This is a genomic window from Streptomyces sp. Root1310, assembly GCF_001426425.1.
Classification (GTDB): domain Bacteria; phylum Actinomycetota; class Actinomycetes; order Streptomycetales; family Streptomycetaceae; genus Streptomyces.
The window spans coordinates 528,101-552,433 of sequence record NZ_LMEQ01000001.1; the positions used below are offsets into that span (position 1 = coordinate 528,101).

The 24,333-nt window shown below is 70.6% G+C and carries 16 protein-coding genes; 7 read left to right on the forward strand and 9 right to left on the reverse strand.

The window, feature by feature from the left end; genetic code table 11:
* Positions 1-45 precede the first annotated feature (45 nt).
* Entirely contained in the window at positions 46-486 is a 441-nt protein-coding gene (locus tag ASD48_RS02425; RefSeq protein WP_079073576.1) for a hypothetical protein, read from the reverse strand.
* 100 nt (positions 487-586) lie between these two features.
* Here ASD48_RS02425 and ASD48_RS02430 point away from each other — a divergent pair, with 100 nt between their 5' ends.
* The 5 genes from ASD48_RS02430 (at position 587) to ASD48_RS02450 (ending at position 6,159) form a co-directional block, all read left to right on the forward strand.
* Complete coding sequence (locus ASD48_RS02430) at positions 587-1,090, forward strand: tetratricopeptide repeat protein (RefSeq protein ID WP_079073577.1); 504 nt, start codon at positions 587-589, stop codon at positions 1,088-1,090.
* A gap of 43 nt (positions 1,091-1,133) precedes the next feature.
* Positions 1,134-3,077: a hypothetical protein gene (locus ASD48_RS02435; protein ID WP_057599674.1), complete on the forward strand. Its 1,944-nt coding sequence runs from the start codon at positions 1,134-1,136 to the stop codon at positions 3,075-3,077.
* 278 nt (positions 3,078-3,355) lie between these two features.
* Complete coding sequence (locus ASD48_RS02440; protein WP_057599675.1) at positions 3,356-4,258, forward strand: metal-dependent hydrolase; 903 nt, start codon at positions 3,356-3,358, stop codon at positions 4,256-4,258.
* Positions 4,255-5,292: a PDR/VanB family oxidoreductase gene (locus ASD48_RS02445; protein WP_057599676.1), complete on the forward strand. Its 1,038-nt coding sequence runs from the start codon at positions 4,255-4,257 to the stop codon at positions 5,290-5,292. Before ASD48_RS02440 ends, ASD48_RS02445 begins: the two co-directional genes overlap by 4 nt.
* A gap of 177 nt (positions 5,293-5,469) precedes the next feature.
* Positions 5,470-6,159 (forward strand): TetR/AcrR family transcriptional regulator, encoded by a 690-nt coding sequence (locus ASD48_RS02450; protein WP_079073578.1) that lies wholly within the window; start codon positions 5,470-5,472, stop codon positions 6,157-6,159.
* Between the two features lie 18 nt (positions 6,160-6,177).
* On the opposite strand, the gene ASD48_RS02455 is transcribed toward ASD48_RS02450, so the two are convergent.
* From ASD48_RS02455 to pulA, 3 genes are all read right to left on the reverse strand, one after another.
* The gene (locus tag ASD48_RS02455) at positions 6,178-6,549 is read right to left on the reverse strand and encodes an isomerase (protein ID WP_057599678.1); all 372 of its coding nucleotides are present in this window, start codon (positions 6,547-6,549) and stop codon (positions 6,178-6,180) included.
* Positions 6,550-6,583: 34 nt separating this feature from the next.
* Positions 6,584-8,212: a fused response regulator/phosphatase gene (locus ASD48_RS02460; protein ID WP_057600959.1), complete on the reverse strand. Its 1,629-nt coding sequence runs from the start codon at positions 8,210-8,212 to the stop codon at positions 6,584-6,586.
* A 74-nt stretch (positions 8,213-8,286) separates the two neighbouring features.
* The gene (gene pulA, locus ASD48_RS02465; RefSeq protein WP_057599679.1) at positions 8,287-13,704 is read right to left on the reverse strand and encodes a pullulanase-type alpha-1,6-glucosidase; all 5,418 of its coding nucleotides are present in this window, start codon (positions 13,702-13,704) and stop codon (positions 8,287-8,289) included.
* Between the two features lie 232 nt (positions 13,705-13,936).
* Between pulA and ASD48_RS02470 the strand changes: the two genes are divergently transcribed.
* The gene (locus tag ASD48_RS02470; protein WP_057599680.1) at positions 13,937-16,006 is read left to right on the forward strand and encodes a carbohydrate-binding module family 20 domain-containing protein; all 2,070 of its coding nucleotides are present in this window, start codon (positions 13,937-13,939) and stop codon (positions 16,004-16,006) included.
* A 115-nt stretch (positions 16,007-16,121) separates the two neighbouring features.
* Here ASD48_RS02470 and ASD48_RS02475 read toward each other — a convergent pair whose 3' ends face one another.
* From ASD48_RS02475 to ASD48_RS02495, 5 genes are all read right to left on the reverse strand, one after another.
* Positions 16,122-17,498 carry an alpha-amylase family protein gene (locus tag ASD48_RS02475; RefSeq protein ID WP_057599681.1) on the reverse strand — a complete coding sequence of 459 codons (1,377 nt, stop codon included), beginning with the start codon at positions 17,496-17,498 and terminating at the stop codon, positions 16,122-16,124.
* Between the two features lie 136 nt (positions 17,499-17,634).
* On the reverse strand, positions 17,635-19,323 hold the full coding sequence (locus tag ASD48_RS02480) for a glycoside hydrolase family 13 protein (RefSeq protein ID WP_057599682.1): 1,689 nt from the start codon (positions 19,321-19,323) through the stop codon (positions 17,635-17,637).
* A 198-nt stretch (positions 19,324-19,521) separates the two neighbouring features.
* Positions 19,522-20,424, reverse strand: coding sequence for an ABC transporter permease subunit (locus ASD48_RS02485; protein WP_057599683.1), 903 nt, complete (start codon positions 20,422-20,424; stop codon positions 19,522-19,524).
* A 13-nt stretch (positions 20,425-20,437) separates the two neighbouring features.
* Positions 20,438-21,442, reverse strand: a complete 1,005-nt coding sequence (locus ASD48_RS02490) for a sugar ABC transporter permease (RefSeq protein WP_057599684.1) — start codon at positions 21,440-21,442, stop codon at positions 20,438-20,440.
* Between the two features lie 115 nt (positions 21,443-21,557).
* Positions 21,558-22,832 (reverse strand): extracellular solute-binding protein, encoded by a 1,275-nt coding sequence (locus ASD48_RS02495; protein WP_057599685.1) that lies wholly within the window; start codon positions 22,830-22,832, stop codon positions 21,558-21,560.
* Positions 22,833-23,230: 398 nt separating this feature from the next.
* Here ASD48_RS02495 and ASD48_RS02500 point away from each other — a divergent pair, with 398 nt between their 5' ends.
* Complete coding sequence (locus tag ASD48_RS02500; RefSeq protein WP_057599686.1) at positions 23,231-24,265, forward strand: LacI family DNA-binding transcriptional regulator; 1,035 nt, start codon at positions 23,231-23,233, stop codon at positions 24,263-24,265.
* Positions 24,266-24,333 lie beyond the last annotated feature (68 nt).

The window sequence follows — 24,333 nt, forward strand, 5'->3', positions numbered from 1 at the left end:
CTGGTGTGCGCCGGGTGCGCGGCGCGCGCCGCGGGCGTGGGTCCGTCAGTGACCAGAGTGCGAAGCACCTTCGGAGGGCTCGCCCGACACGTGCGCGGAGTGGTCCGTGCCCTCCTCGATGTCACCGCCGAGGGTCTTGCGCAGCGCCGTCACGGTGCTGGTCTCCTCACCCACGGCGATCCACTTGCGGCCGACCAGGTAGTGGCCGCCGTAGTCCTTGGCCCCGTTGATCCACTCGCGCTGGCCGCGGTCGGTGGCGAAGGTCAGCAGGATGAACTTGCCGTCGCCGTTCTTGCAGAGGGCCTGCCGGAGTTCGTCGGCGTCGGTCTGCATGTCGGGCGTGCACTTCACCTCGGCGGCCAGGTGCTCCAGGCTGCCGGTCGCCGTCACCGGGACGGTCTCCTCGGCCCCGTCGGAACCGCAGCCCGTCAGCACCAGCGCCACCGCGGCGGCGGTCACCGCGAGCATCGGTCGGGTCATTTTCATCCGTTCCTCCCTGCAAGAGCCTCGCACTGGATACGGCTCTCACGCGCGGTGCGCTCAAAATACCCCTGCCCGGTGGGGACACCCGTGCGAGAGTGTGCCGGTGAACCAAGACTGGGAAGATCGCGTGACCGCCGCCTGGGCCGGTTTCGACGCGTATCCGCAGGAGCGCGCGGCGGAGTTCCGGGCCGTGATCGACAAGCTGGTCGCCGAGCTCCCCGAAGGCAGTCCGCTTGGCCCGTTCGAGCGGGCCTGCGCCTGGGACTCGACCGGCCACTCGGACCGGGCCGCCCCGCTGTACCGGGACGCGCTCGCGCGCGGTCTGACCGAGGTGAGCGGCTACAAGGGCAGGCGAGCCAAGATCCAACTCGCCAGCTCCCTGCGCAACATCGGACAGGCGGACGAGGGCGTCAAGCTGCTGACGCCCGAACTGGACGCCCGCTCGGACGAGTTGGACGACGCCGTACGCGCCTGTCTGGCCCTGTGCCTGTCGAGCCTCGGCCGCGACCGCGAGGGCCTGTCCCTGGTGCTCGGCGCCCTGGCGCCCCATCTGCCGCGCTATCAGCGGTCGATGGCCAACTACGCGAAGGCGCTGCGGGAGGACTGACCCGCCGGGGTGACCATCCTCCGTTTCGCTCGTTCTGCTGGACGTGCAGTCACAGGATGTCGCCCCGCGCCCCGCACCCGGATCCGCCGCCGACCGGACCGTCGACGTCGAGCAGGCCGAGGCCGCGCTCGTCGAGCACTACCCGCGGCTCGTCCGGCTCGCCTACCTGGTGCTGCCCCCCGGTCTCGGCCGGAGTCGGCGCGTCCTGACCGCCCACGCCCTCGCCCAGCGCGCCCTGCCCCGCGGCAGCGCCTCGACCCCGGTCATCCCGGCCCAGAACGGCGGAGCGGGGGACGGCCGCGACGGCGACCCCGGCTATGCGTACATCCGCCGCCAGGTGGTGCGTTCGGCACTGGAGGCGGGGCTGCCGCTGCGGCTCCGGGCCCGGCGCGGGCGCGCGCAGCTCCCGCCGCTGCTCCCCCAGGTGTGGGGCCTGCGGCTCTTCCCCCGCTCCGGCGGCGCCGACGAGCTCGCCCTGGACCAGCGCCTGGCCACCCTGTCGGGCCCGGCCCGGGCCGCCTATGTGCTGCGCGGTCTGGAGCGGCTCCCCGACGGCGATGTCCGCGAGGTGCTCACCGGGGCCGGCGTCCCGGACGCCGAGGTGACCACGGCCCTGCGCGCGGCCGGCCAGGTCCCCGCCGCCCAGTACGCCCTGCTCGGCTCCCCCGAGTTCGACGCCTGCTCGCTCCAGGTCCGGCCCACCGACCTGATGCGCCGACGCCGGCACACCAGGGCCGCGCTGGCCGCCGCGGCCGCGCTCGCCGTGTGCGGCGCCCTGGTCGCGCTGCCCGGCGGCGGCTGGGGAGCCGACGGCGCGGCCGCCCCGCCGTACGCGCAGAACCCGGCCGCCGAGGCCGCCCTCGACCCCGGGCGGCTGGTGAAGGTGCCCCCAGCCGCCTGGAAGACCTCCGCGCGCACGGACTTCTCCGTCTGGCCCGCGCGCGGGCCCCTGACCCGCGACGGCGCGTTGCTGCGCCGCGCCCTCGCCGTCTGGGCCCGCCCCGGGAAGGCCGTGCACGTCTCCGCCACCCCGGAGACGCCGTTCGGCGGCCCCGCCGGACCGCCCCAGCTCCTCTACGCGGGCGAGGTCGACAACGCGCGCGTGGTGATCCTGTACGACGGTCTGCGCATCGCCCGCTACGCCGAGCCGAAGGACGGCACCGCCGGGGCGGCCCTCGACTTCGCGCGGGTCGACGGCGCGACCGGCCCCGAGGCGGGGGCGCTGGTGCTGGGCCGGGCGGACGGCAACGTGCGTTATCTGACGGCGCCCTGGGTGACGAAGGCCGGCGAGCGTGACCTGTCGAAGCCGGGCGCCGGGGTGATGGACCTGACGCTGACCGACGGGATCACCTCGCCGCTGTCCAGCCCGGCCACCCACACCGGCACGTGCACGACCTGGAACGTGCTCCAGCTGACGGACGCCTCCGGCACCCATCTGCTCAGCGATCTCGGCGAGCTCGTCCCCGCCCGTCTCACGGCGGGGCGACCGGCCGCGCCCAAGGAGGCGAGCGGGGCTGCGGCGCTGCGGACCTGGGCGCCGTTCGCCTGCTCGCTGGCCGACGCGCGCGGACAGGGCGTACGGACGGTCAACGCCTGGGGCTACACCCGGCAGCAGCTGCCGGACGCCAACGGGGCGGCGACCTGGGTGTGCACCCGGGCCGAGACCTGGCGGGGCGACGGAAGCAGGGTGCTGGCCCAGTTCCACACGCCGGGCGGGCTGGTCGGGGCGGCCGTGGCGAAGGCCGGGGACGTACCGGCGTGCGGGCCCCGCGATCCGCATGTGCTGGCCGGAGTGCTGTGGAAGTCGAAGGGCGGCGACTGGTACCTCCTCGCCGCCGGCGACAAGGCGACGGTGTCCGTCCGGGCGACCGGCGGGGTGACCGGGTCCGGTCAGGGCAACCTGCTGGCGTTGCCGGCGAAGCAGGGCGCGCAGGCCGGCCTGGAGGGCAGGCTGAAGGACGGGCGGTCGATCAGCGGACTGCGCTGACCGGTCCGCGGGCCGTCGGCTGGTCCAGCCGACCGAACCAACCGACCGTCCAGTCGACCGAACCGGCCGACTGGACGGTCAGGCGGTCAGGCGGTCAGGCGGTCAGGCGGTCAGGCGGTCAGGCGGTCAGGCGGTCAGGCGGTCAGGCGGTCAGGCGGTCAGGCGGTCAGACAGGCGAGCAGAGGCAGGCGGGCAGGGGCGAGCCCACTGGGCAAGTTGTGCGGGCGAGTTGTCGCACAGGGGTTCACCCCGGCCCTACCCGTCAGTACATTGACACCATGTCTAACAAGCCCGAGGGGCGGCCGGACGAGCGTGTCACGCTCAAGGCGCGCAAGGTGTCCTTCTCCTGGGAGGGCACCCCGCTGCACTGGGTGCCGGGGGACCCGTTCGCCACGCACACCATCAACGTGCTGCATCTGCTGCTGCCGGCCGGCGAGCGCTGGTTCGTGCACGTCTACCGGCAGGTGCTCCCGTACATCCGGGACGAGCGGCTGCGCGAGGACGTCATCGGGTTCATCGGGCAGGAGGCGATGCACTCCCAGGCCCACGACGAGGTGTTGCCGCATCTGCGGGAGCAGGGTCTCGATCCGACGCCGTACACCGCGCAGGTCGACTGGTTCTTCGAGAAGCTGCTCGGCGACCGGACCCTGCCGCCGGGCCGGGCCCGGCGCTGGTGGCTGATGGAGCGGGTGGCGCTGATCGCGGCCATCGAGCACTACACCGCGTTCCTCGGCGACTGGGTGCTGAACGCCGAGGAGCTCGACCGGCGGGGCGCCGACCCGACCATGCTGGACCTGCTGCGCTGGCACGGGGCCGAGGAGGTCGAGCACCGGTCCGTCGCCTTCGACCTCTTCACCCACGTCGACGGCGGCTACCGGCGACGGGTACGGACCTGGGCGACGGCGTTCGCGGCGCTGGTGTTCCTGTGGCAGCGCGGGACCCGCTTCTTCATGGAGAACGACCCGACCCTGACCGATGGCCGCGCCTCCTTCAAGGACTTCTACGTCCGCGGCAGACGGGGCACGCTGCCCGCGACCGGCGACCTGCTGAGGTCGGTCCCGCGCTATCTGAGCCGCGCGTACCACCCCTCGCAGGAGGGCTCCACCGAGCAGGCGGTCGCCTATCTCGCCTCCTCCCCCGCCGCGCTGGCCGCGCTCGCCGCGGAAGAGAGGGCGTCGTGACGGCGAAGCCGCTGACCGCCGTGGCCGTCGCGGGCGCGGCGCTGCTCGTCCGGCGGGCGCTGCGCCGCCGGATCCGGGTCTCCCCACTGTGGCCGATGCCCGCGCTGGCGGAACCGGTCTCCGGCCGGCCCCGGTCGCGCGCCCTGCGGCTGCTGGTCACCGCACGGCACGAGGTCGCCGAAGGTGTCGTCCGACTGCGTCTCGAAGGCGGCGAGTTGCCGCGCTGGGAGCCGGGGGCGCATCTCGACCTGGTGCTGCCTTCGGGCCTGGTACGGCAGTACTCACTGTGCGGGGACCCGGAGGACACCTCCTCGTACACCGTCGCCACGCGGCTCGTCACGGACGGGCGGGGCGGCTCACGCGAGGTGCACGAGCAGGTGCGGGAGGGGACGGAGGTCGAGGTGCGGGGGCCCCGGAACCGTTTCCCGCTCGTCGAGGCACCCTCGTACGTCTTCGTCGCCGGGGGCATCGGCATCACGCCGATCCTGCCCATGCTGCGGGCCCTGCCCGAAGGAGCCGAATGGCGGCTGCTCTACGCCGGCCGGACACGGGCCTCGATGCCGTTCCTGGAGGAGGTCGCCGAGCTCGGCGGGCAGGATCGCGGCCGGGTGACGGTGGTGGCCGGACGGCCCGATCTCGACGCGCTGCTCACGGACCTGCCCGAGGGGGCGGCCGTCTACTGCTGCGGCCCGGAGGGGCTGATGGCGGCGGTGGAGGAGCGGGTGCCGCACGTCCGGCTGGAGCGGTTCGCGGCGCGCACCGTCCGGGACGGCGACCCCTTCGAGGTCGAACTCAGGCGCACCGGGCGGGTGGTGACGGTCGCCGCCGGCACGACCGTACTGGCCGCCGTCCGCGCCGAGCTGCCGAACACCCTCTACTCGTGCGAGCAGGGCTTCTGCGGGACCTGCCAACAGCGGGTGCTCGCGGGCGAGGTGGAGCACCGGGACGAGCTGCTCACCGACGGGGAGCGCGGCGACTCGATGCTGATCTGTGTCTCGCGGGCGCGCAGCGAACGCCTGGTGCTCGACATGTGACCCGGCGCGCGGCGGCCCCGCGCTCCGCTCGGCGCCCGAAGCGACAGGCGACGCGCGGGACAGGGCGAAAGATGACCGACATGTGACCGGACAAGTGGTCGGTTAAGTGACGGATGGGGTGAGCGTCTGCACCGGTCCGGTCCGTTCTGGGCCGGAATCGATCGGTAAGGTGTTCGCATGACTACCGGGGTTCGTCGCAGAATGGGAGTCGAGGAGCGTCGGCAGCAGTTGATCGGCGTCGCCCTCGAACTGTTCGCCCAGCGCTCGCCGGACGAGGTCTCCATCGACGAGATAGCCGCGGCCGCGGGCATCTCGCGCCCCCTCGTCTACCACTACTTCCCCGGCAAACTCAGCCTATACGAGGCCGCGTTGAAGCGGGCCTCGGAAGATCTCGCAAGCCGGTTCGCCGAGCCGCGCGAAGGACCGCTCGGCTCCCGGCTGCTTCGCGTGATGCGCCGCTACTTCGACTTCGTCGACGCGCACGGACCGGGTTTCTCCGCCCTCATGCGCGGCGGCCCAGCGGTCGGCTCCTCGACCACGAACGCCCTCATCGACTCCGTACGCCAGAACGCCTACGAGCAGATCCTGTCGCACCTGGGGATCGCCGACGCGCCCCCGCGCCTGGAGCTGCTCGTCCGCTCCTGGATCTCGCTCGCCGAGTCGACCGCGCTGATCTGGCTGGACGGGCGGCGGATCCCGCGGGAAGAACTGGAGGTCCAGCTCGTGCAGGACTTCGCCGCGCTCGCGGCCGTCAGCGCGGCCCACGACGACGACCTGCGCACACTGCTGCGCCCCGTGCTCGGCGGCGAGCCGGCCGACGGGCCGTTCGGCGACCTGGCCACCCGGCTCATCGCCCTGGCCTCCTGAGACCGCCCGGGACCTGTCCTAGCTCTCGTACTTGCGGTACGACGGGTCGAGGTCGCGCACCTCGGCGGAGGCGTGCACTGCCGAGACCCCGTCGGTCGGCTCGATGTGCTTGCGCAGCAGGTCCAGTACGGCTTCGGTGAGCTTGGCCTTGGTCTCGTCGGAGCGGCCGGCGAGCAGGGCGAGGGTGACGTGCACGATGGCCGACCCGCTCGGCTCCGTCCCTCCCACCACGTCTCCGACCACGTCGGCCTCGGTCCGCAGGACCCGCGTCTTGCACGCCTCGAGCCGCGCGGCCGCTATCTCGACGACCACCGGGTGCAGCGCGAGCGCGAACGCGTTCCAGTCGACGTGATCGAACCCCGAGGAGCGTTCGACGGTGATCTGCGGCATGGGCACTCCCGTTCTACGGCAAACAAGCTTCAGCCTAGTTCGTCAGCCGCAGGGCCAGCATCGCGATGTCGTCCTCCCGGTCGTGGCCGAAGCTGGTGAGGAGGGTGTCGCACAGCGCGTCCAGGCCCGGCATGGCGCCGATGGCCGCCGCCCGCAGCTGTTCCATCGACACCGCGAGATCGGTGCCCCGCGTCTCGATCAGACCGTCGGTGACCATGAGGAGCCGGTCGGTGGGCTCGAGGAACAGCTCGGTGGGCGGCGGGTGGGGCACGCCCGGACCGAGCAGCGGCCCGGCCGCCTTGACGTAGTCGGCGCCGCCCTCGTCCCGGACGATCAGCGGCGGTATGTGCCCCGCGTTGGCGATCCGGACCCGCCCGGTTCCGGGGTCGATCAGGACCAGACAGACGGTCGCCGTGACCTCGGGGTGGTAGAGCCGGAGCATCCGGTCGAGGCGCTCGGCGAGCACGGCCGGATCGCTCTCGTCGACGCAGTAGGCGCGCAGCGCGTGCCGGATCTCGACCATGACGGTGGCCGCCTCGAGCGAGTGCCCGACGACGTCGCCGACCGCGGCCAGCACCCCCTCCCCGGTCCGCAGGGCGGCGTAGAAGTCACCGCCGATCTCCGCCTCCCGGGACGCGGGCACATAGCGGACGGCGACGTCGACGCCCGGCAGCTCGGGCAGCCGCTGCGGCCGGGGCAGGAAGCTGTGCTGGAGGGTGAGCGCGACGTGCCGCTCGGCCTGGTACATCAGCAGCGGCTCGGCGGCGAGCGCGGTGGCCTGGGCGAGCCGGGCCAGCCGGGACTCGGTCTCGGGGTCCACCCGGCGCACGCCTCGGGTGGGGACGGCCAGACACACCGAGGACCTGCCGTCCTGGGTGGGGATCAGCACCAGCCGGGCGTCGTGCGGCACCCCGGGCCGGAAGAACCCCGCGGGCCACAGCGGTGCGGCCACCGTGGTGATCCGCACCCCCGCCTGGGCGCGGGTGAGCCGTCGCAGCAGCGCCACCACGGCCTGGTGGGCGTCCTGGTCCGGCAGCGCGAGGGAGGTGCGGTTCCTGGAGGTGCCGCGGTGCAGCACGTCGTCCGGGCCGAGGACGAAGACGGCGGACGGAGAGCCGGTGAGCCGCGCGGTGCCCTCGGCGGCGGCGTCGGCGAGTTCCTGCGGGGAGCGTGCCGCCTGGATGCCGACGATCGCCTCCGACAGCAGGGACAGCCGCCGTGCCGCCGCCTGGTCGTCGGCCCGCAGCCGCGCGGCCCGCACGGCCGCCCGGACCACCGCGTCGATCTCCTCGGGCTCGGCGGGCATCGCCAGGTGGGCCTCGCCGCCCGCGTCCAGCCCCTGCCCGCGGTCGCCCGGGGCCACGTCACCGGCCGAGAAGTGGACGACGGGCAGCCCGGCCATGTGCGGCCGGGCCTTGAGCCGGCGGCACAGCTCGAAGCCGCTCATGTCCGGCAGCTCCACGTCGACGAGGGCCACGTCCGGCAGGGCGCCCTTGCGCCGCCGCACGTCCAGTTCGACGAGGGCCTCGTGGCCGGTGCCGACCGCGACGACCTGGTGACCGGCGCGGCGCAGCACCACACCGAGGGCGAACCGGCCGGCCGCCGTACGGTCGACGACCAGCACGGTCGTGTCGGTCCGCCTGTCGCTGACGTCGGCGTTCATCTGGTGTCGGCCCTCGGACTCACCGGTGGAGCAGGCCGGACGAAAGGCCTGCTCCACCAAGGTAATGCCCCTGTCTAGGGGGTCGTCCGGGTGAACACCGCGACGGTCCGGCCCGGCACGGTGAACGTGCCGGACTCCGTCACGTACGACGCGGCCTTGACGGTGGGGTCCGACCCCGCCGCCTGCACCGGGTGCAGCCGGTATCCGGTGCCGGCGAGCGCGTCGACGGTCTGCTTGCGCGCGGTCGGCGTCGCGTTGAACACGACGACGAGGTCACCGAGTTCCATGGTGATCACCCCGGGTGTCTCGTCCTTCCCGGACAGCGGGAAGGAGAGCGCCGACTGCACCTGGGCGGCCGTCCCGAGCGAGAACGCCTTCTCGGTGGTGCGGATGCTCAGCAGATCCCGGTAGGCGGCGGAGGCCGCGGTGATCTGCGGGCAGCCGACCCCGACGGTCGTCAACAGCGGCTTGGCGTAGGGCCACTTGGAGGCGTTGTCGACGGCCGGCGGCAGTCCCCGGCCGAAGCCGTTGCCGGCGGCGCAGTTCCAGTGGATCGCGTTGAACCAGTCACCGCTGTCGTAGGAGTTGCGGTCCAGGGACTTGGAGCGCAGCAGGTCCGTGCCCGCCTGGGACAGGGCCGGGCCCTGGGAGAGCGCGGCGGTGGCCATGGCGAGGACCTGCATCCGGGAGCGGTCGGCCGCCGAGGTGTCCCCCGGCAGCTTGTACGCCAGCGCGTCGAACAGCGACTCGTTGTCGTGTGCGTCGACATAGGCGAGGGCGTCGCCGGGCGCGTCCGCGTAGCCGGCCGGGGAGCCGTTGTAGTCGACCTCGGCGCCGGTGACCTCCTTGCCGTCGGTGTCCGTGAAGCCGTACGAGGCGAGGTTGCCGCTCAGCCCGACCTTGATCAGGTCCTGGTAGTGCAGCAGCCGGGCCTTCTGCTCGGCCGACGTGCCGTTGCTCGTGGACGAGTTGGGGTCGGTGTAGAGCCCGGACGCGAAGCCCTGGACTCCCGGGTCCTCGTCGAACGGCCCGCCGCCGCGCACGGCGTCACGCGCGCGGTCGGAGAAGGTCGCGATGCCCGTGCCCGCCATGTTCTTCTGCGTGGCCTGGACGAACCGGGCGTCGTCGGCGACCTCCCCGAAGTTCCAGCCCTCGCCGTAGAGGATGATCTTCTTGCCGTCGACGCCGTCCTTGGCGGGGGTCAGCGCGTCCAGCGCCTTGCGCACCGCCAGGATGTTGGCCTTGGGGTGGTGTCCCATGAGGTCGAAGCGGAAGCCGTCGACCTTGTACTCCTTGGCCCAGGTGACGATCGAGTCGACGACCAGCTTGCCCATCATCGCGTTCTCGGTCGCGGTGTTCGCGCAGCAGGTGCTGTTCGCCACCGAGCCGTCGGCGAGCAGCCGCTGGTAGTAGCCGGGGACGATCCGGTCGAGGACGCTGGTCGCCGCCTGGCCGCTCGCGGCCGTGTGGTTGTAGACGACGTCCATGACGACCCTGAGGCCGTCCTGGTTCAGTGCCTTCACCATCTTGCGGAACTCGACGGTCCGGGCGGTCCCGTTCGGGTCGCCCGCGTAGGAGCCCTCGGGCACCGTGTAGTGGTACGGGTCGTACCCCCAGTTGTAGGCGTCCTTCGCGGCGGTGGCGGCCACGCACTCCTGCTGCTTGTCGGAGTCGGCCGGGTAGGAGGCCAGGTCGCAGCCGGGGGTCGACTGTGCGGCCTTGTCCTCGGCGATCGTGGCGATGTCGAAGACGGGCAGCAGATGGACGTACGACGTGCCCGCCGCCGCCAGCTCCCGCAGATGCTTCGAGCCGTCGCTGTCCCGGTCCGTGAAGGCCAGGTAGGTGCCCCGGTCCCGGGCGGGGACGGTCGGGTCCGCGACGGAGAAGTCCCGGACGTGCAGCTCCTGGATCTGGGCGTCCTTCAGCGGGACGGCCTTCGGCTTGGTGAGCGTGGACCAGCCGCCGGGGGCGAGGGCCTTGTCGTCGAGGTCGACGACGAGACTGCGCGCGGAGTCGGTGGTGAGGGCGACCGAGTAGGGGTCGGTGACCTTGTTGGTGACGACCTTGCCGACACTGGGCGCCCACACCGTCACGGCGTACCGGTAGGGCTTGTTCTTCCAGGACGCGGGCCCGGTGACGGACCAGACGCCGGTGGTGGCGTCGCGCTTCATCTTCACGATCGAGCCGCCGATCTCCAGGGAGACCTGCTGGGCCGTCGGGGCCCAGACGGCCAGCGTGGGGCGGCCGTGGTGGAACGTCGGCCCGAGACGGGCCTTGGTCGCACCGCTGTACAGGTCGTCCAGCACGCCGGCGGTCTGTACGCCCGTCGCCGCCAGGACCGCGCCGTTCACGGCCCGTTGGGAGGCGACGACCTGTCCGCTCAGCGCCTCGCGCACCCGGTCCCGGTCACGCGCGTCCACGGACCAGGCGGTGTAGGCCTTGAGGTGCGGGAACGCGGCCTTCTGGGCGTCGGTGAGGGTGGTCCTCGTCAGCCGCAGCCACTTGGCGGCCCCGGTGAGCGTGCCGTCGGTGACCGCGATCGAGCCCTTCGCGCTGTACAGCAGCTGGGTCGAGGCGGCGGCCTCGGAGCCGTTCCAGGCGACGGTGTTCCGGTCGATCCAGACCGCCTTGGACGTGGTCAGGTCGAGGGCCGCCGCGGAGCCGGCCGGCTGCGGGAGGAGGTACTTCTCCTGTCCGTTCAGCAGCCACACCTCGTGCCCGTTGCTCGTGAGGTCCAGCGACTGATCGGTCGGAAGATCCTTCTCGTCGCCCTTGTGGAGGATGTAGCTGAGGCTGGTGGCGCCGGCGGTGAGCGGCACCTCGTAGACCGCGCCGTACGCGTCGGTCGTGGTCGGCTTCAGCGGGTTCGACCACTCGGTGGGGTTCGCGGCGCCGGTCCAGGTGTGCAGACCCCAGCCGGTGTAGTCGCCGTCGGCGCGGTGGTAGTGCAGGACGGCCTTGGCGGTGTCCTGCGCGGGGTACTCGGGCTTCTTGGTGAGGACGTCCTCCTTGCCCTGCTCGATCCAGACCTCGCCGGTCTTCGTGACGTCGATCGTGCGGTCGGCGGAGACGTCCTTGTCGCCCTGCTTGTCGATGACCAGGAACCCGACGGACGAGGCGCCCGGCTTCAGCTTGACGTAGGCGAAGGCCCCGTACGCGTCCCGGCCGACGAAGGGATGGCTGTCCGGCCAGGTGGTCGACTCACCGTCGGCGAGGTCGCCCCAGGCGTACAGGCCCCAGTCGGCGTAGTCGCCGCCGGTGCGCTTGTAGTGGACGATCGCGTAGTCCCGGGAGGAGGCGGTGGGAGTCTCCTCGGTGGACGGGGTGCCGCTGACGGAGGCCGCGGTGGCGCTCGCCGTGCGCCCGGCCGAGTCGACGACGACCGCCTTGTAGCGCAGGACGGTTCCCGCGGGTACGTCCGCGTCGAGGGTCTGCGTGACCCGGTAGGGGGCGTGGTCGGCGGAGCCGAGGGTCTGCCACCTGCCGTTCCCGGTCTGGGCGGCGAAGACGACCCGGTTGAGCTGTCCGCCGTCCACGTCGGCGCTCAGCTCGACGGTGCCGGTGGCACCGGCGGCGGGGGCGTGCAGGGCGACGGTCGGCCGGGCGGCCGGGGCGGGCGGTTTCCGGGTGGCCTTGAGAACGACGGCCGAGCCCGCGGGAACGGTTACGGTGATTTTCCTGTCCGCGCCGGCGGCAACCGTCTTGTCGGTGCCGTAGATCCCGCGGAACGCGGTGTTCGCGGAACCGGTTGCGAAGGTCGCTTCCTGCGCCGTGCCGGCGTTGTTGAAGGCGACGACGTACTCGGTCGTGTCCTTGCCGGTGCCGTTGCGGGAGAAGGCGTAGACGCCGGCACCGTCGGCCGCGTAGCGCTCGGTCTGGACGCCGTCGGTGAGGGCGGGGTTGGCTTCGCGGAGTTCGGAGAGGGCGGCGATCTGCCGGTAGAGCGGCGCGCTCGTGTCGTAGGCGTCGCTCGCGTGGGTGCGGTCGGTGCCGATCTGGTCGTCGTCGAGGTAGTCGGCGGTGCGCGAGGCGAACATGGTCTGGCGGGCGTCCTTGTCGCCGCCGGAGCCGGTGAAGCCCTGCTCGTCGCCGTAGTAGACGACCGGGTTGCCGCGGCTGAGGAACATCAGCTCGTTGGCGAGCTTGTCCTTGGCGAGGAGTTCCGCGTCGGTGGCCCCGGGGTTGTCCTGGTTCAGGAAGTACCCGATGCGGCCCATGTCGTGGTTGCCGAGGAAGGTGACCTGCTCGTAGGCGTTGGCCTTGTCGGTCGTGTACTTGTAGTCGTCGGCGAAGACCGAGGCGAGCTTGCGCGCGCTGCCGCCCTGCGAGGCGTACTGGCGGGCCGCCTCCTGGAAGGGGAAGTCGAGCGTGGCGTCGAGGCGGCCCTGGGTGACGTACGGGGACGTGATCGAGGTGTCGGCGGAGTAGACCTCGCCGAACATGAAGAAGTCGTCCCTGCCCTGCTTGGCCGCGTAGGCGTCGAGGGCCGTGGCCCACTGGGTCCAGAACTCCATGTTCACGTGCTTCACGGTGTCGATCCGGAAGCCGTCGATGCCGAAGTCGCGCACCCAGCGCTGGTAGATCTTCTCCATCCCGGCGACGACCTCGGGGCGCTCGGTCCACAGGTCGTCGAGCCCGGAGAAGTCCCCGTACGTGGTCGACTCACCGGCATAGGTCGAGTCGCCGCGGTTGTGGTACATCGCCGGGTCGTTGAGCCAGGAGGGGACCTTCGCGTTCTTCTGCGCGGCGGCGACCGTCGGGGTGCGCGGGAAGGAGCCGGCGTCGACGGCCGGGAACTTCGTGCCGCCGTCCGCGTAGTCGGCGTCGTCGAAGGGCTCGCCGTCCTTCGTCAGGTACGGGAACGCGCCCTTGGACAGGTAGCCGTAGGACTTCTCCTCGTAGTCGACGACGTCGGCGGTGTGATTGGTGATGACGTCGAAGAAGACCTTCATGCCCTTGGCGTGCGCCTTGGCGATGAGGGTCTGAAGGTCCTTGTTGGTGCCGAAGTGCGGGTCGACCTGGGTGAAATCGGTGATCCAGTAACCGTGGTAGCCGGCCGAGGCGTTGGCGCCGGTCCCCTGCACGGGCCGGTTCTTGAAGATCGGCGCCATCCAGATGGAGGTGGTGCCGAGGCCCTTGATGTAGTCGAGCCGCCGGGTCAGGCCCTTGAGGTCACCGCCCTGGTAGAAGCCCTTGTCGGTGGGGTCGTAACCGGTGGTGAGGCGTGAGCCGGTCAGTCCGCCCTCGTCGTTGGCGGTGCTGCCGTTGGCGAAGCGGTCCGGCATGACGAAGTAGAACTGCTCACGGGTGTCGTCGTGGCGGGCCGGCGCGGCTGCCAGCTTCGCGTCGGACGGCGGTGGGGGCGGGCTGTCCGCGTGCGCCGCGAGGGGCTGCACGAGGGCTGCGGCCAGCGCGGCCACGGCGACGGCCGCGATCCGTCGGGCGGGTGGCGCGGTGCGGCGCGTCGGGGGCGCCGGCCATCTCGGTATCACAGGCGGGAACTCCTTGCGATTACGGCTCTCTCGGGTCCGACCCCGACGCCGCGGGACGGCTTCGTCGCCGGGCGCCCGCGTGACCGTATCGCTCACGAAAGGTTTACAGCAAGAGGCTTGCAACTCACAGCAAGAACTTTCACCAGAACCTTGACGTGCTCTTCTCAACTACCCCACGCTCACCCCTTGTTGAATCCCGAACCCCCCGAGGAAACCCCTTTCGGAGCCGCAGATGACCATCAGAGACCATCCCCCGGGCGTCCTCCGGCGCACCGCCGGTGCCGCGGCCGCCGCCGCACTGGCCCTGGCCGGAGCGATCGCCCTGCCCGCGGAAACCGCCCACGCGGACGCCACGGCCGCCGGCGACGTGATCGCCAACCTGTGGGAGTACAACTGGAACTCCGTCGCCTCCGAGTGCACGGACGTGCTCGGCCCGGGCGGCTACGGCGCGGTGTGGGTCGCCCCGCCCGCCGAGTCCCTGAAGCAGTCCGGCTTCTCCTGGTGGGACGTATACCAGCCGTACTCCTCCAGCCTGAACGGCCGCTTCGGGACGGCGGCCCAGTTCGCGTCGATGGTCACGGCCTGTCACGAAGCGGGGCTCAAGGTCTACACGGACGCCGTGATCAACCACACCGCAGCGCAGACCGGCGTCGGCTACAACGGCACGACGATCACCAACAAGTACGACACCCCGGACTGGGACCCGGACGACTTCCACACCTCCGCCGAGTGCAACGACTCCGACCTGATCATCGACGACTGGTCGAACCTGAGCGAGATCCAGAACTGCGAGCTGCTCGGCCTGCCCGACCTGGAGACCGAGGAGGACGACGTCCGCTCGGGCATCGCCGCCTACCTCAACAAGCAGATCGCGCTGGGGGTCGACGGTTTCCGCATCGACGCCGCCAAGCACATCCCGGTCGCCGACCTGAACGCGATCTCGGCGAAGCTCGACAACACGGCTTCGGGCGCCGACCCGTACGTCTTCCAGGAGGTGTACCCGGGTTCGACCCCGGCGGCCTCCGACTACTACGCCTCGGGCGACGTCCTGGACTTCACCTACGCGAGCAGGCTGAAGTCGGCGTTTCAGGGGAACGTCAGCGACCTGTCCTCCCTGGAGAGCAGCGGCGTCCTCCCGGCCGCGAACTCGGTGTCCTTCGTGACCAACCACGACACCGAGCGCAACGGGCTGCACATGAGCTACAAGGACGGCGACACCTACCGGCTCGCCAACGTCTTCGAGCTGGCCTACAAGTGGGCGACCCCGACGATCTACTCGGGCTTCGAGTGGTCCTCCTCCGACCAGGCCCCGCCGAACTCCAACGGGTTCGTCACGGACACGAACTGCTCCTCCGGCTGGTACTGCCTCCAGCGCGACACCGCGATCGCCGGCATGGTGAAGTGGCACAACGCGGTCGGCTCCGCGGCGGTCACCAACTGGACGACGAAGTCCTCCAGCGTCATCGGATTCGCCCGCGGGACCAGCGGCTACATCGCGCTCAACAACGGTTCCTCGGCCGCCACCCACACCTTCGCCACGGGCATGGCCGACGGCACGTACGCGAACGTCGTCGACAACGGCGCGACGACGGTGACGGTCTCGGGCGGCAACGCCACGCTCACCGTCCCGGCGAAGAGCGCGATCGCCTTCCACGACGGCGCGTTCACCCCGTGCACCACCTGCGAGCCCGGTGACGGCGGATCGACGTCCACCGTGACCGCGACCTTCAACACCTACGCGTCGACGACCAGCGGCACGAGCGTGTACGTCGTCGGCTCGATCGCGGCGCTGGGCGGCTGGGACACCTCCCAGGCCGTCCGGCTTTCGTCCACCGGCTACCCGATCTGGTCGGGGGCGGTGAGCGTGCCGGTCAACACGTCCTTCGAGTACAAGTACGTCGAGAAGGACTCCGCCGGAAACGTGACCTGGGAGTCCAACGCCAACCGGAGTGCCACGAGCGCGACTTCGGCGCTCACCCTCGACAACTCCTGGAACGTGGCGAACGCGAGCGCCACCGACGTGACCTTCAACGTCACCGCGACGACGAGCCTCGGTACCGATGTCTACGTCGTCGGGTCCCTCGCCTCCCTCGGCTCCTGGAGCCCCGCCGACGCGGTCCCGCTGTCGTCGGCGTCCTACCCCACCTGGAGCAGGAAGGTGATCGTCCCCAGGAGCACGGCCTTCGAGTACAAGTTCCTCAAGAAGGACTCCGCCGGGAACGTGACCTGGGAGTCCGGTACCAACCGTTCGTACACGACGGGCGGTTCGGCCGGGTACTCCACGAGCGACACCTGGAAGTAGGGACTCGCTCCCCGCGCCACCGCGCACCACCGGAGACGGCGGTGCGCGGTGGCGCGAACGGACGAGGGAGCGAACGCGCGGACGCGCGGACGCTCGTCGAACGGCCGGCGGACGGTCAGCAGCTCGACTTGCCCGCGTAGACCGCCAGCGCCGTGTCGGCGGCGAGGGTCGCGGTGAGCTGGCCCGAGCCGTTCACGGTCACGGTCGTGTTGTTCTGCACGTTGCAGTAGGTCCCGGCGGCGAGGGACGTCTGGTACGTCCGGGTCAGCGAGCCCGACTCGTGGTTGATGGCGACATAGCCCTTGCCGCCCCGCCCGAAGGCGATCGCGTCGCCCCCGTTGTCCCACCAGTCGGTCATCGCCGCGCCCCGCGTGGCGTTGCGGAACCCGACCATGCGCAGGATCTCCGGCCAGGCGTGCTGGCACTTCCAGCCGTTCTGCCAGCAGGCGCTCACCGCGCCGCCGGCGGGCGGCCCGGCGTCCGCGTCCGACCACTCGTACCCGGAGTTGATGTCCGGGGCGCCGTAGGGGTACGCGAGCATGAAGACGTTGGCGAGCGTGTAGTTCGCCCCGTCCTTGTAGGTGAGGGTCGAGCCGTTGCGCTCGGTGTCGTGGTTGTCGACGAAGACGCCCGCGACGGAGCTGTTCAGGTAGCCCCAGCCCTCGCCGTAGTTCTTCAGGTAGGCGAGGTTCTCGTTGTTGAAGACCCGCTTGAGGTCGTAGGCGTAGCGGAACTCCTGGACGTCCCCGTTGCCGGTGTACTCGGTCGGCTGGACGGCCTCTCCGCTGCCGTAGATGACCTCCTGCTTCCAGTACACACCCGGGTTCGTCAGCCGCGACTTGATGTTGGCGAGGTCGGCCGTGTCGATGTGCTTGGCCGCGTCGATGCGGAAGCCGTCGACGCCGAGGGTGAGCAGGTCGTTCATGTACCCGGCGACGGTCTTGCGGACGTACTCCTCGCCGGTGTCCAGGTCGGCGAGGCCGACCAGCTCGCAGTGCTGGACGTTCCAGCGGTCGGCGTAGTTGCTGATCTGGGAGGTGCAGTCGTCGAAGTCGTACGAGGAGTACACGCCTGGGTAGGCGTACTTCGTGTACGAGGAGCCACCGGTGCCGGTGCCGCTGCCCGCGGACATGTGGTTGACGACCGTGTCGACGACGACCTTCACGCCAGCCGCGTGGCAGGTGTTCACCATGCTCTGGAAGGCGGCACGGTCGCCGAGCCGCCCCGCGATCTTGTAGCTGACGGGCTGGTACGACGTCCACCACTGCGAGCCCTGTATGTGCTCGGCGGGCGGGGAGACCTGGACGTAGCCGTAGCCGGCCGGGCCGAGCGTGTTGGTGCACTCCTTGGCGACCGAGGCGAAGTTCCACTCGAAGAGGACGGCGGTGACGTCCTTGGTGCCGGGCGGGGCGGCGGACACGGCGGTGGGGGCCATGACGGCGGCCGCGGCGGCCAGGGCGAGGGCGCCCGAAAGGGGTCTGCTGCTTGCCATGTGGGGAAGTCCTTCTCCGTTGAAGGCTCTTGCTGAAACATGTCAGCAATCTTGCGGTGACGGAGATGTTAAAGGCCCGCTGCCTGAAAAGGCAGCGGGCCGTGTGAAGTTGATGCAAGAACTTCCAGAGACGCCGTCAGGCGGTCGTGAACCACACCGTCGTGTCCGCCGGGAGCTTGGCCTCGCCGGCGTCCGTCTCGGTCACCTCTTCGCTCGCGAGCAGCACGCGCCCGTGGGCCGGGGTCGTCACCGACTCCCCCGTGGTGTTCGCCACGCACACGAACTCCCCGCGGCGGAAGGCCAGCACGCCCGCCGGGGCCTTCAGCCACTCCACCGAGTCGCCCGCACCCAGGTCGGGCCGCGAGCGGCGGACGGCGAGGGCCGAGCGGTACAGCTCCAGCGTCGAACCGGGCACTCCTTGCTGCGCCTCCACGCTCAGCTCGCCCCAGCCGGACGGCTGGGGCAGCCAGCTGCCGCCGTCGCCGAAGCCGTACGACGAGCCCTCGCGCGTCCACGGGATCGGCACCCGGCAGCCGTCACGGAAGCCGTCCTGGCCGGCGCCGCGGAAGTACGCCGGGTCCTGGCGCACCTCGTCGGGCAGGTCGACGACGTCCGGCAGGCCGAGTTCCTCGCCCTGGTAGACGTACGCCGAGCCGGGCAGCGCCAGCATCAGCAGTGTGGCCGCCCGCGCCCGCCGCAGACCGGCCTCGCGGTCGCCGGCCGTGCGGATCTGGGTGCCGAGGCCGGGCGGGTTGGCGAAGCGGGTGGCGTGCCGCGTCACGTCGTGGTTGGACAGCACCCAGGTGGCGGGGGCGCCGACCGGGCGCATCGCCTCCAGGGTGCGGTCGACGACCTCGCGCAGCTGCTCCGCGTCCCACTCGGTCGACAGGTACTGGAAGTTGAAGGCCTGGTGGAGCTCGTCGGGGCGGACGTAGTTCGCGGTGCGCTCGACCGTCGGGGTCCAGGCCTCGGCGACGAAGATGCGCTCGCCCGAGTACTCGTCGAGGATGAGCCGCCACTGGCGGTAGATCTCGTGGACGCCGTCCTGGTCGAAGAACGGCATGACATCGTTGCCCAGCAGCTTGAGTTGGTCGTGGGCCCCGAGGTCCGGCAGACCCGCCGCCTTGACCAGGCCGTGGGCCACGTCGATACGGAAGCCGTCGACGCCCATGTCCAGCCAGAATCGCAGGACGGAGCGGAACTCGTCCCCGACCGCCGGGTGTTCCCAGTTGAAGTCGGGCTGCTCGGGCGCGAAGAGGTGCAGGTACCACTCGCCGGGGGTGCCGTCCGGCTCCGTGACCCGGGTCCAGGCGGGGCCACCGAAGATGGACTCCCAGTCGTTGGGCGGGAGTTCGCCGTTCGCACCCTTGCCGGGCCGGAAGTGGTAGCGGTCCCGCAGGGAGGAACCGGGGCCTTCGCGCAGCGCCCGCTTGAACCACTCGTGCTGGTCGGAGGAGTGGTTGGGGACCAGGTCGACGATGATCCTCAGGCCCAGTTCACGGGCGTCCCGGATGAGCGCGTCGGCGTCGAGGAGGTTGCCGAACATGGGGTCGACCGCGCGGTAGTCGGCGACGTCGTAACCGGCGTCGGCCTGCGGGGAGGCGTAGAAGGGGCTGAGCCACACGGCGTCCACGCCGAGGTCGCGCAGGTACGGGAGACGGGAGCGTACGCCTTCCAGGTCGCCCATGCCGTCGCCGTTGCTGTCGGCGAAGCTGCGCGGGTACACCTGGTAGATCACCGCGTCCCGCCACCAGTCACGGCGCTTGGCGACGGTGGCGACAGCCGAGGTGGGGGTGGGGGCCGGGGCTGCGGGCTGCTGGCTCATGGCGTCCTTGGTACGTAACGGGGCTGTTGACATGGAGTGTTGGGGCTCGCTTCGGTTTTCGAGGGCGAGTGGTCGAGGCGAGTGGTCGAGGCGAGTCGATGAGACGGCTTGATGAGGCGGCCGCGGTGCCGGCGGGGTCGGATGGACACCGCGGCCGCCACCCGCGCTCCTTGCGGGGCGCGGGAGTCTCGTACGGGCTCAGCCCTTGGTGCCGCCCGCGGTGAGGCCGGTCACCAGGTTCTTCTGCACGAGGTAGAAGAACACGGCGGCGGGTATCGCGATCAGCACGGCCGTGGCGGCCATGAGGTTGCGCTGGGCGTCGTGCTCGCTGACGAAGGACTGCAGACCGACGGCGAGGGTGTACTTGTCGTCGCTGAGCATGAACGTCGACGCGAAGGCGACCTCGCTGAAGGCGGTGAGGAAGTTGTAGAAGGCGGCCACCGCGAGACCGGGCTTGGCGAGCGGCAGGATCAGCCGGAAGAAGGTGCCGAACGGGGTGAGCCCGTCCACGCGCCCCGCCTCGTCGATCTCGAAGGGGATGGTGTCGAAGTACCCCTTGAGCAGCCAGGCGCTGTACGGGATGACCGTCGTGCAGTAGACGAGGATCAGGCCGAAGTAGTTGTCGATGAGCTGCAGGTCCGAGAGGATCTGGTACATCGGCACCATCAGCACGGCGACCGGGAACATCTGGGTGACCAGCAGGACCCACATGAACTTCTTGTAGCCGGGGAAGCGCATCCGCGAGACGGCGTAGCCGGTGGTGGCGGCGATGAGCACGCCGATGGCGGTGGTGCCGAGCGTGACGATGAGCGAGCTCTTCAGCCAGTCGAAGAACTGGGTGTGCTGGATGACGAACGTGTAGTTGTCGAACGTCATCTTGTCCCAGATGCCGCCCGGGTGCAGATAGTCGTCCGTGTCCGGGCCGAGGGACAGATAGACCAGCCACGCGATCGGGAAGAGCGCGATGACGCTCGCGACGATCAGGATGCCGTGCGAGGCGAGGGAGCCGGCGAGGCTGTTCTCGCCGCGGCGCCGGGCGCGCGGGGTCCTGGAACGCTGCTCGCTCACGGGGGCGGAGGTCTCGGCGGTGGTGCTACTCATGGGAACTCCTGCCTCAGATCGCGAGCTGCTGCTCGTTGCGGTTCAGCCAGCGGCGGTAGAACGAGGTGAAGACGATCAGGATGGCCAGCAGCAGGATGCCGTAGGCGGCGGACTGGGCGAAGTCACGCGGCTGCTGTCCGAAGCCGAGGTAGTACGCCCAGGTGACGAGGATCTGCGCGTCGGGCGCCGTGTTGCCGAACAGCAGGAAGATCACGGCGAACTGGTTGAAGGTCCAGATGATGCCCAGCAGCACGACGGTGGAGCTGACGGACCGCAGGCCCGGCAGGGTGACGTACCGGAAGCGCTGCCAGGCGCTGGCGCCGTCCATCTCGGCGGCCTCGTAGAGGGAGGCGTCGATGGCCTGGAGGCCGCCGAGCAGCGAGATCATCATGAACGGCACACCGCACCAGGTGTTGACCATGATCGCGGCGAACCGCTGCCAGAAGGTGTCCTCGAGCCACAGGGGCGAGGGCAGATGCAGCGCGTCGAGCGCGGAGTTGATGATGCCGCCGTCGGCGAGCATGAACCGCCAGCCGAAGACGGTGACGAAGGTGGGCACGGCCCACGGCAGCACCAGGATCAGCCGGTACAGGGTCCGCCCGCGCAGCTTCTGGTTGAGCAGGAGCGCGAGGCCCAGTCCGATGCCGTAGTGCAGGGCGACACAGGCCGCCGTCCAGACGATCGTCCAGATGAAGTGCGACCAGAAGCGGTCGTAGGCCGTCGGCCCCCAGAGGATGTCGGCGTAGTTGTCGAGGCCGATGAACTTGTAGGTGGCGTCGATGTGGTTGACGCCGATCGTGCGCGCCGTGTTCAGGCTGTTGGCGTCGGTCAGCGTCAGGTACAGGCCGTACACCAGGGGGTACAGCACGAGCACGCCGAGGACGACCGCCACCGGGGCGATCATCACGTACGCGTACCAGTGCTTCTGGTAGCCGCGCCTCAGGCGCCCGGCCGGCCCGGGCTTCGGCTCACGGTCACCGCGGCTCTTGCCGGTCGCGCGGTCGATGGCGACTGTCATGATTCGACACCTTCTGGATCTTCACGCTGGATCTTCGACGGGGTGGTACGGCTCACCGGCCGGTGGCCGCCGGATCTCTCCCCCCAGGTCCGGGAGATCCGGCGGCCACTCGGACTCACTTGCTGAAGTCCGGCACCAGCTTGGCGATGGCGGTCTCAGCGGTGCTCAGGCCCTTGTCGAGGGTCTCCTTACCACCCGCGATCTTGGGCAGTTCGGTGTCGAGCGGGCCCCAGAGGGAGCTGTACTCCGGCAGCGCCGGACGCGGCTGGGCGGCGGACAGGACCGTCTGGTAGCCGGCGATGCCCGGGTCGGCCTTGACGGCGGCGGTGTAGGCGTCGTCGCGCGTCGGCAGCGTGGAGTTCTTCTGGGCGATGGTCGCCTGGCTCGACGCGGAGGTCATGAAGTTGACGAACTTCAGCGCGGCGGCCTGGTGGGCCTTGTCCGAGCCGGCGTAGACCGAGAGGTTGTGGCCGCCGGTCGGGGCGCCCGCCTTGCCGGTGGAGCCGGCCGGGACGGTGGCGATGCCGAGGTTGTTCTTGTCCGTGAAGGCGGTGCCCTTGTAGAAGTTCGTGATCTCCCACGGGCCCTGGACGATCGCGGCGACCTTGCCGTTGACGAACGCGTCCTGGATGTGGGCGTACGCGTCGGCGGTGGTGTCCGCCTTGTGCAGGCCCTTGCCGTCGAAGAGGCCCAGCCAGGTGCCGTACGCCTTCTGCGCGGCCGGGGAGTTCACGGTGATCTTCTTGGCGTCGGCGTCGACGGTGTCGGTGCCCTCGCCGTACAGGAAGGACTGGGCGTAGTAGGCCTGGGTGGAGCCCCAGTAGCCGTCGACGCCGGTCTTCGCCTTGATGGTGGCGGCGGCGGTCTTGAGGTCGTCCCAGGTCTTGGGGGCCTCGGTGATGCCGGCCTTCGTGAACAGCGCCTTGTTGTAGACGAGCGCGAGCGTGTCCGTGACGATCGGCACGCCGTACGTCTTGCCCTCGTACTTGGCCTGCTCGATCAGGTTCGACTTGAACTTGGCCTGGTCCTTGAGGGCGTCCGTGCCGTCCAGCGGCAGGAAGAAGCCCTTCTTGGCGAAGGCGGGGGTCCAGCCGACCTCGGAGCGCAGCACGTCCGGGGCGCCGGAGGCACCGGCGGCCGTGTCGAACTTGTTCTGCGCCTGGTCGAAGGGCACGTTGACGTACTTGACCTTGACGTCCTTGTTGGCGGCCTCGAACTGCTTGACCAGGGCCTGGTACGTCGGCGCCTCATTGGTGGCGTTGGAGGTGTCCCACCAGGTGATGGTGACCGGCCCGGACGAGTTGTCGCTGCCGCTGTCGTCCCCGCCGCAGGCCGTCGCCGCGAGGGCGAAGGACGCCACCAGCGCGGTGGCCGCTATGCCACGCCGCATGAGTTTCTCCTTGAGGGTGAGAGCCCGTTTAGCTACAGGAAGCGGTCCCGTCCGCTGTCCTGCCGACTCCGACCGCGCCGTTGCTGCCGTCGGGCGACGTGAACGTAACAGCGATGTAAGCGGCACGAAAGACCTTGCAGAAAAAAAGTGCAAGACATCACCGAAGTTATCCGCGCGTGATCCGTGCGTGACCTCCCCTCGACCGCCGTGAGACCGTAGTTGTCGTGGTTGAGGGGCCTCACAGCGGGGCACGAGGCCGCTGTGCAAGACTCTGCAAGCTCTTGCCATCACTTTCATGAGGGAGCGCGATGACGCAGCAGCCCGCGGGCCGTTCAACAGGTCGCCCACGGCGTCCGATTGGTGTGCAAGTCAGCACCCGACCGGTACAGTCCACCCCTGTGACCACACGGCTTGCCGACATCGCTGCGCAGGCGGGGGTGAGCGAAGCGACCGTCAGCCGCGTTCTCAACGGCAAGCCCGGTGTCGCCGCCACCACCCGCCAGTCCGTGCTCGCGGCTCTGGACGTCCTGGGCTACGAGCGCCCCGTCCGGCTGCGCCAGCGCAGCGCGGGACTCGTCGGCCTGATCACGCCGGAGCTGGAGAACCCGATATTCCCGGCCCTGGCTCAGGTCATCGGCCAGGCGCTGACCCGCCAGGGCTACACCCCGGTCCTCGCCACCCAGACACCGGGCGGCTCCACGGAGGACGAACTCACCGAGATGCTGGTCGACCGCGGGGTCGCCGGCATCATCTACGTCTCGGGCCTGCACGCGGACACCACGGCCGACATGCAGCGCTACGAGCAGCTGCGGGCGCAGGGCGTCCCCTTCGTGCTGGTGGACGGCTTCTCCCCGAAGGTCCAGGCGCCGTTCATCTCCCCCGACGACCGGGCGGCGATGACCCTGGCGGTCACCCACCTCGTCTCGCTCGGCCACACCCGGGTGGGACTGGCACTCGGCCCCAAGCGGTTCGTGCCGGTCCAGCGCAAGATCGAGGGCTTCGTCAGGGCGGTCCAGGAACAGCTGGGCCTCGACCCCGAGACGATCGAGAAGGATCTGGTCCAGCACTCCCTCTACACCCTCGAAGGCGGCCAGGCGGCGACCACGGCCCTGATCGACCGGGGCTGTACGGCGATCGTCTGCGCCAGCGACATGATGGCCCTGGGCGCGATACGGGCGGCCAGGCAGCGCGGTCTCGCGGTGCCCCAGGACATCTCGGTGGTCGGCTTCGACGACTCCCCGCTGATCGCCTTCACCGACCCGCCCCTCACGACCGTCCGCAAGCCGGTCCCCGCGATGGGCCAGGCCGCCGTCCGCACGCTCCTCGAGGAGATCGGCGGGACACCCGCGCCGCACAGCGAGTTCGTGTTCATGCCGGAGCTGGTGGTGCGCGGTTCGACCGCTTCGGCGCCCGGGGACCGCAATCGTCCGTAGGGCGGACACGTCCGGCTTCTCCCCGGTACGCCGGCAGTAGGCGGAGCGGTCCGGCCGTCGTAGAAAGT

Coding starts and splice junctions, on each gene's coding strand:
- ASD48_RS02425 (WP_079073576.1), bottom strand. CDS start 486: ATGAAAATGACCCGACCGATGCTCGCGGTGACCGCCGCCGCGGTGGCG.
- ASD48_RS02440 (WP_057599675.1), top strand. CDS start 3,356: ATGTCTAACAAGCCCGAGGGGCGGCCGGACGAGCGTGTCACGCTCAAG.
- ASD48_RS02450 (WP_079073578.1), top strand. CDS start 5,470: ATGACTACCGGGGTTCGTCGCAGAATGGGAGTCGAGGAGCGTCGGCAG.
- ASD48_RS02455 (WP_057599678.1), bottom strand. CDS start 6,549: ATGCCGCAGATCACCGTCGAACGCTCCTCGGGGTTCGATCACGTCGAC.
- ASD48_RS02460 (WP_057600959.1), bottom strand. CDS start 8,212: ATGAACGCCGACGTCAGCGACAGGCGGACCGACACGACCGTGCTGGTC.
- ASD48_RS02470 (WP_057599680.1), top strand. CDS start 13,937: ATGACCATCAGAGACCATCCCCCGGGCGTCCTCCGGCGCACCGCCGGT.
- ASD48_RS02475 (WP_057599681.1), bottom strand. CDS start 17,498: ATGGCAAGCAGCAGACCCCTTTCGGGCGCCCTCGCCCTGGCCGCCGCG.
- ASD48_RS02480 (WP_057599682.1), bottom strand. CDS start 19,323: ATGAGCCAGCAGCCCGCAGCCCCGGCCCCCACCCCCACCTCGGCTGTC.
- ASD48_RS02485 (WP_057599683.1), bottom strand. CDS start 20,424: ATGAGTAGCACCACCGCCGAGACCTCCGCCCCCGTGAGCGAGCAGCGT.
- ASD48_RS02490 (WP_057599684.1), bottom strand. CDS start 21,442: ATGACAGTCGCCATCGACCGCGCGACCGGCAAGAGCCGCGGTGACCGT.
- ASD48_RS02495 (WP_057599685.1), bottom strand. CDS start 22,832: ATGCGGCGTGGCATAGCGGCCACCGCGCTGGTGGCGTCCTTCGCCCTC.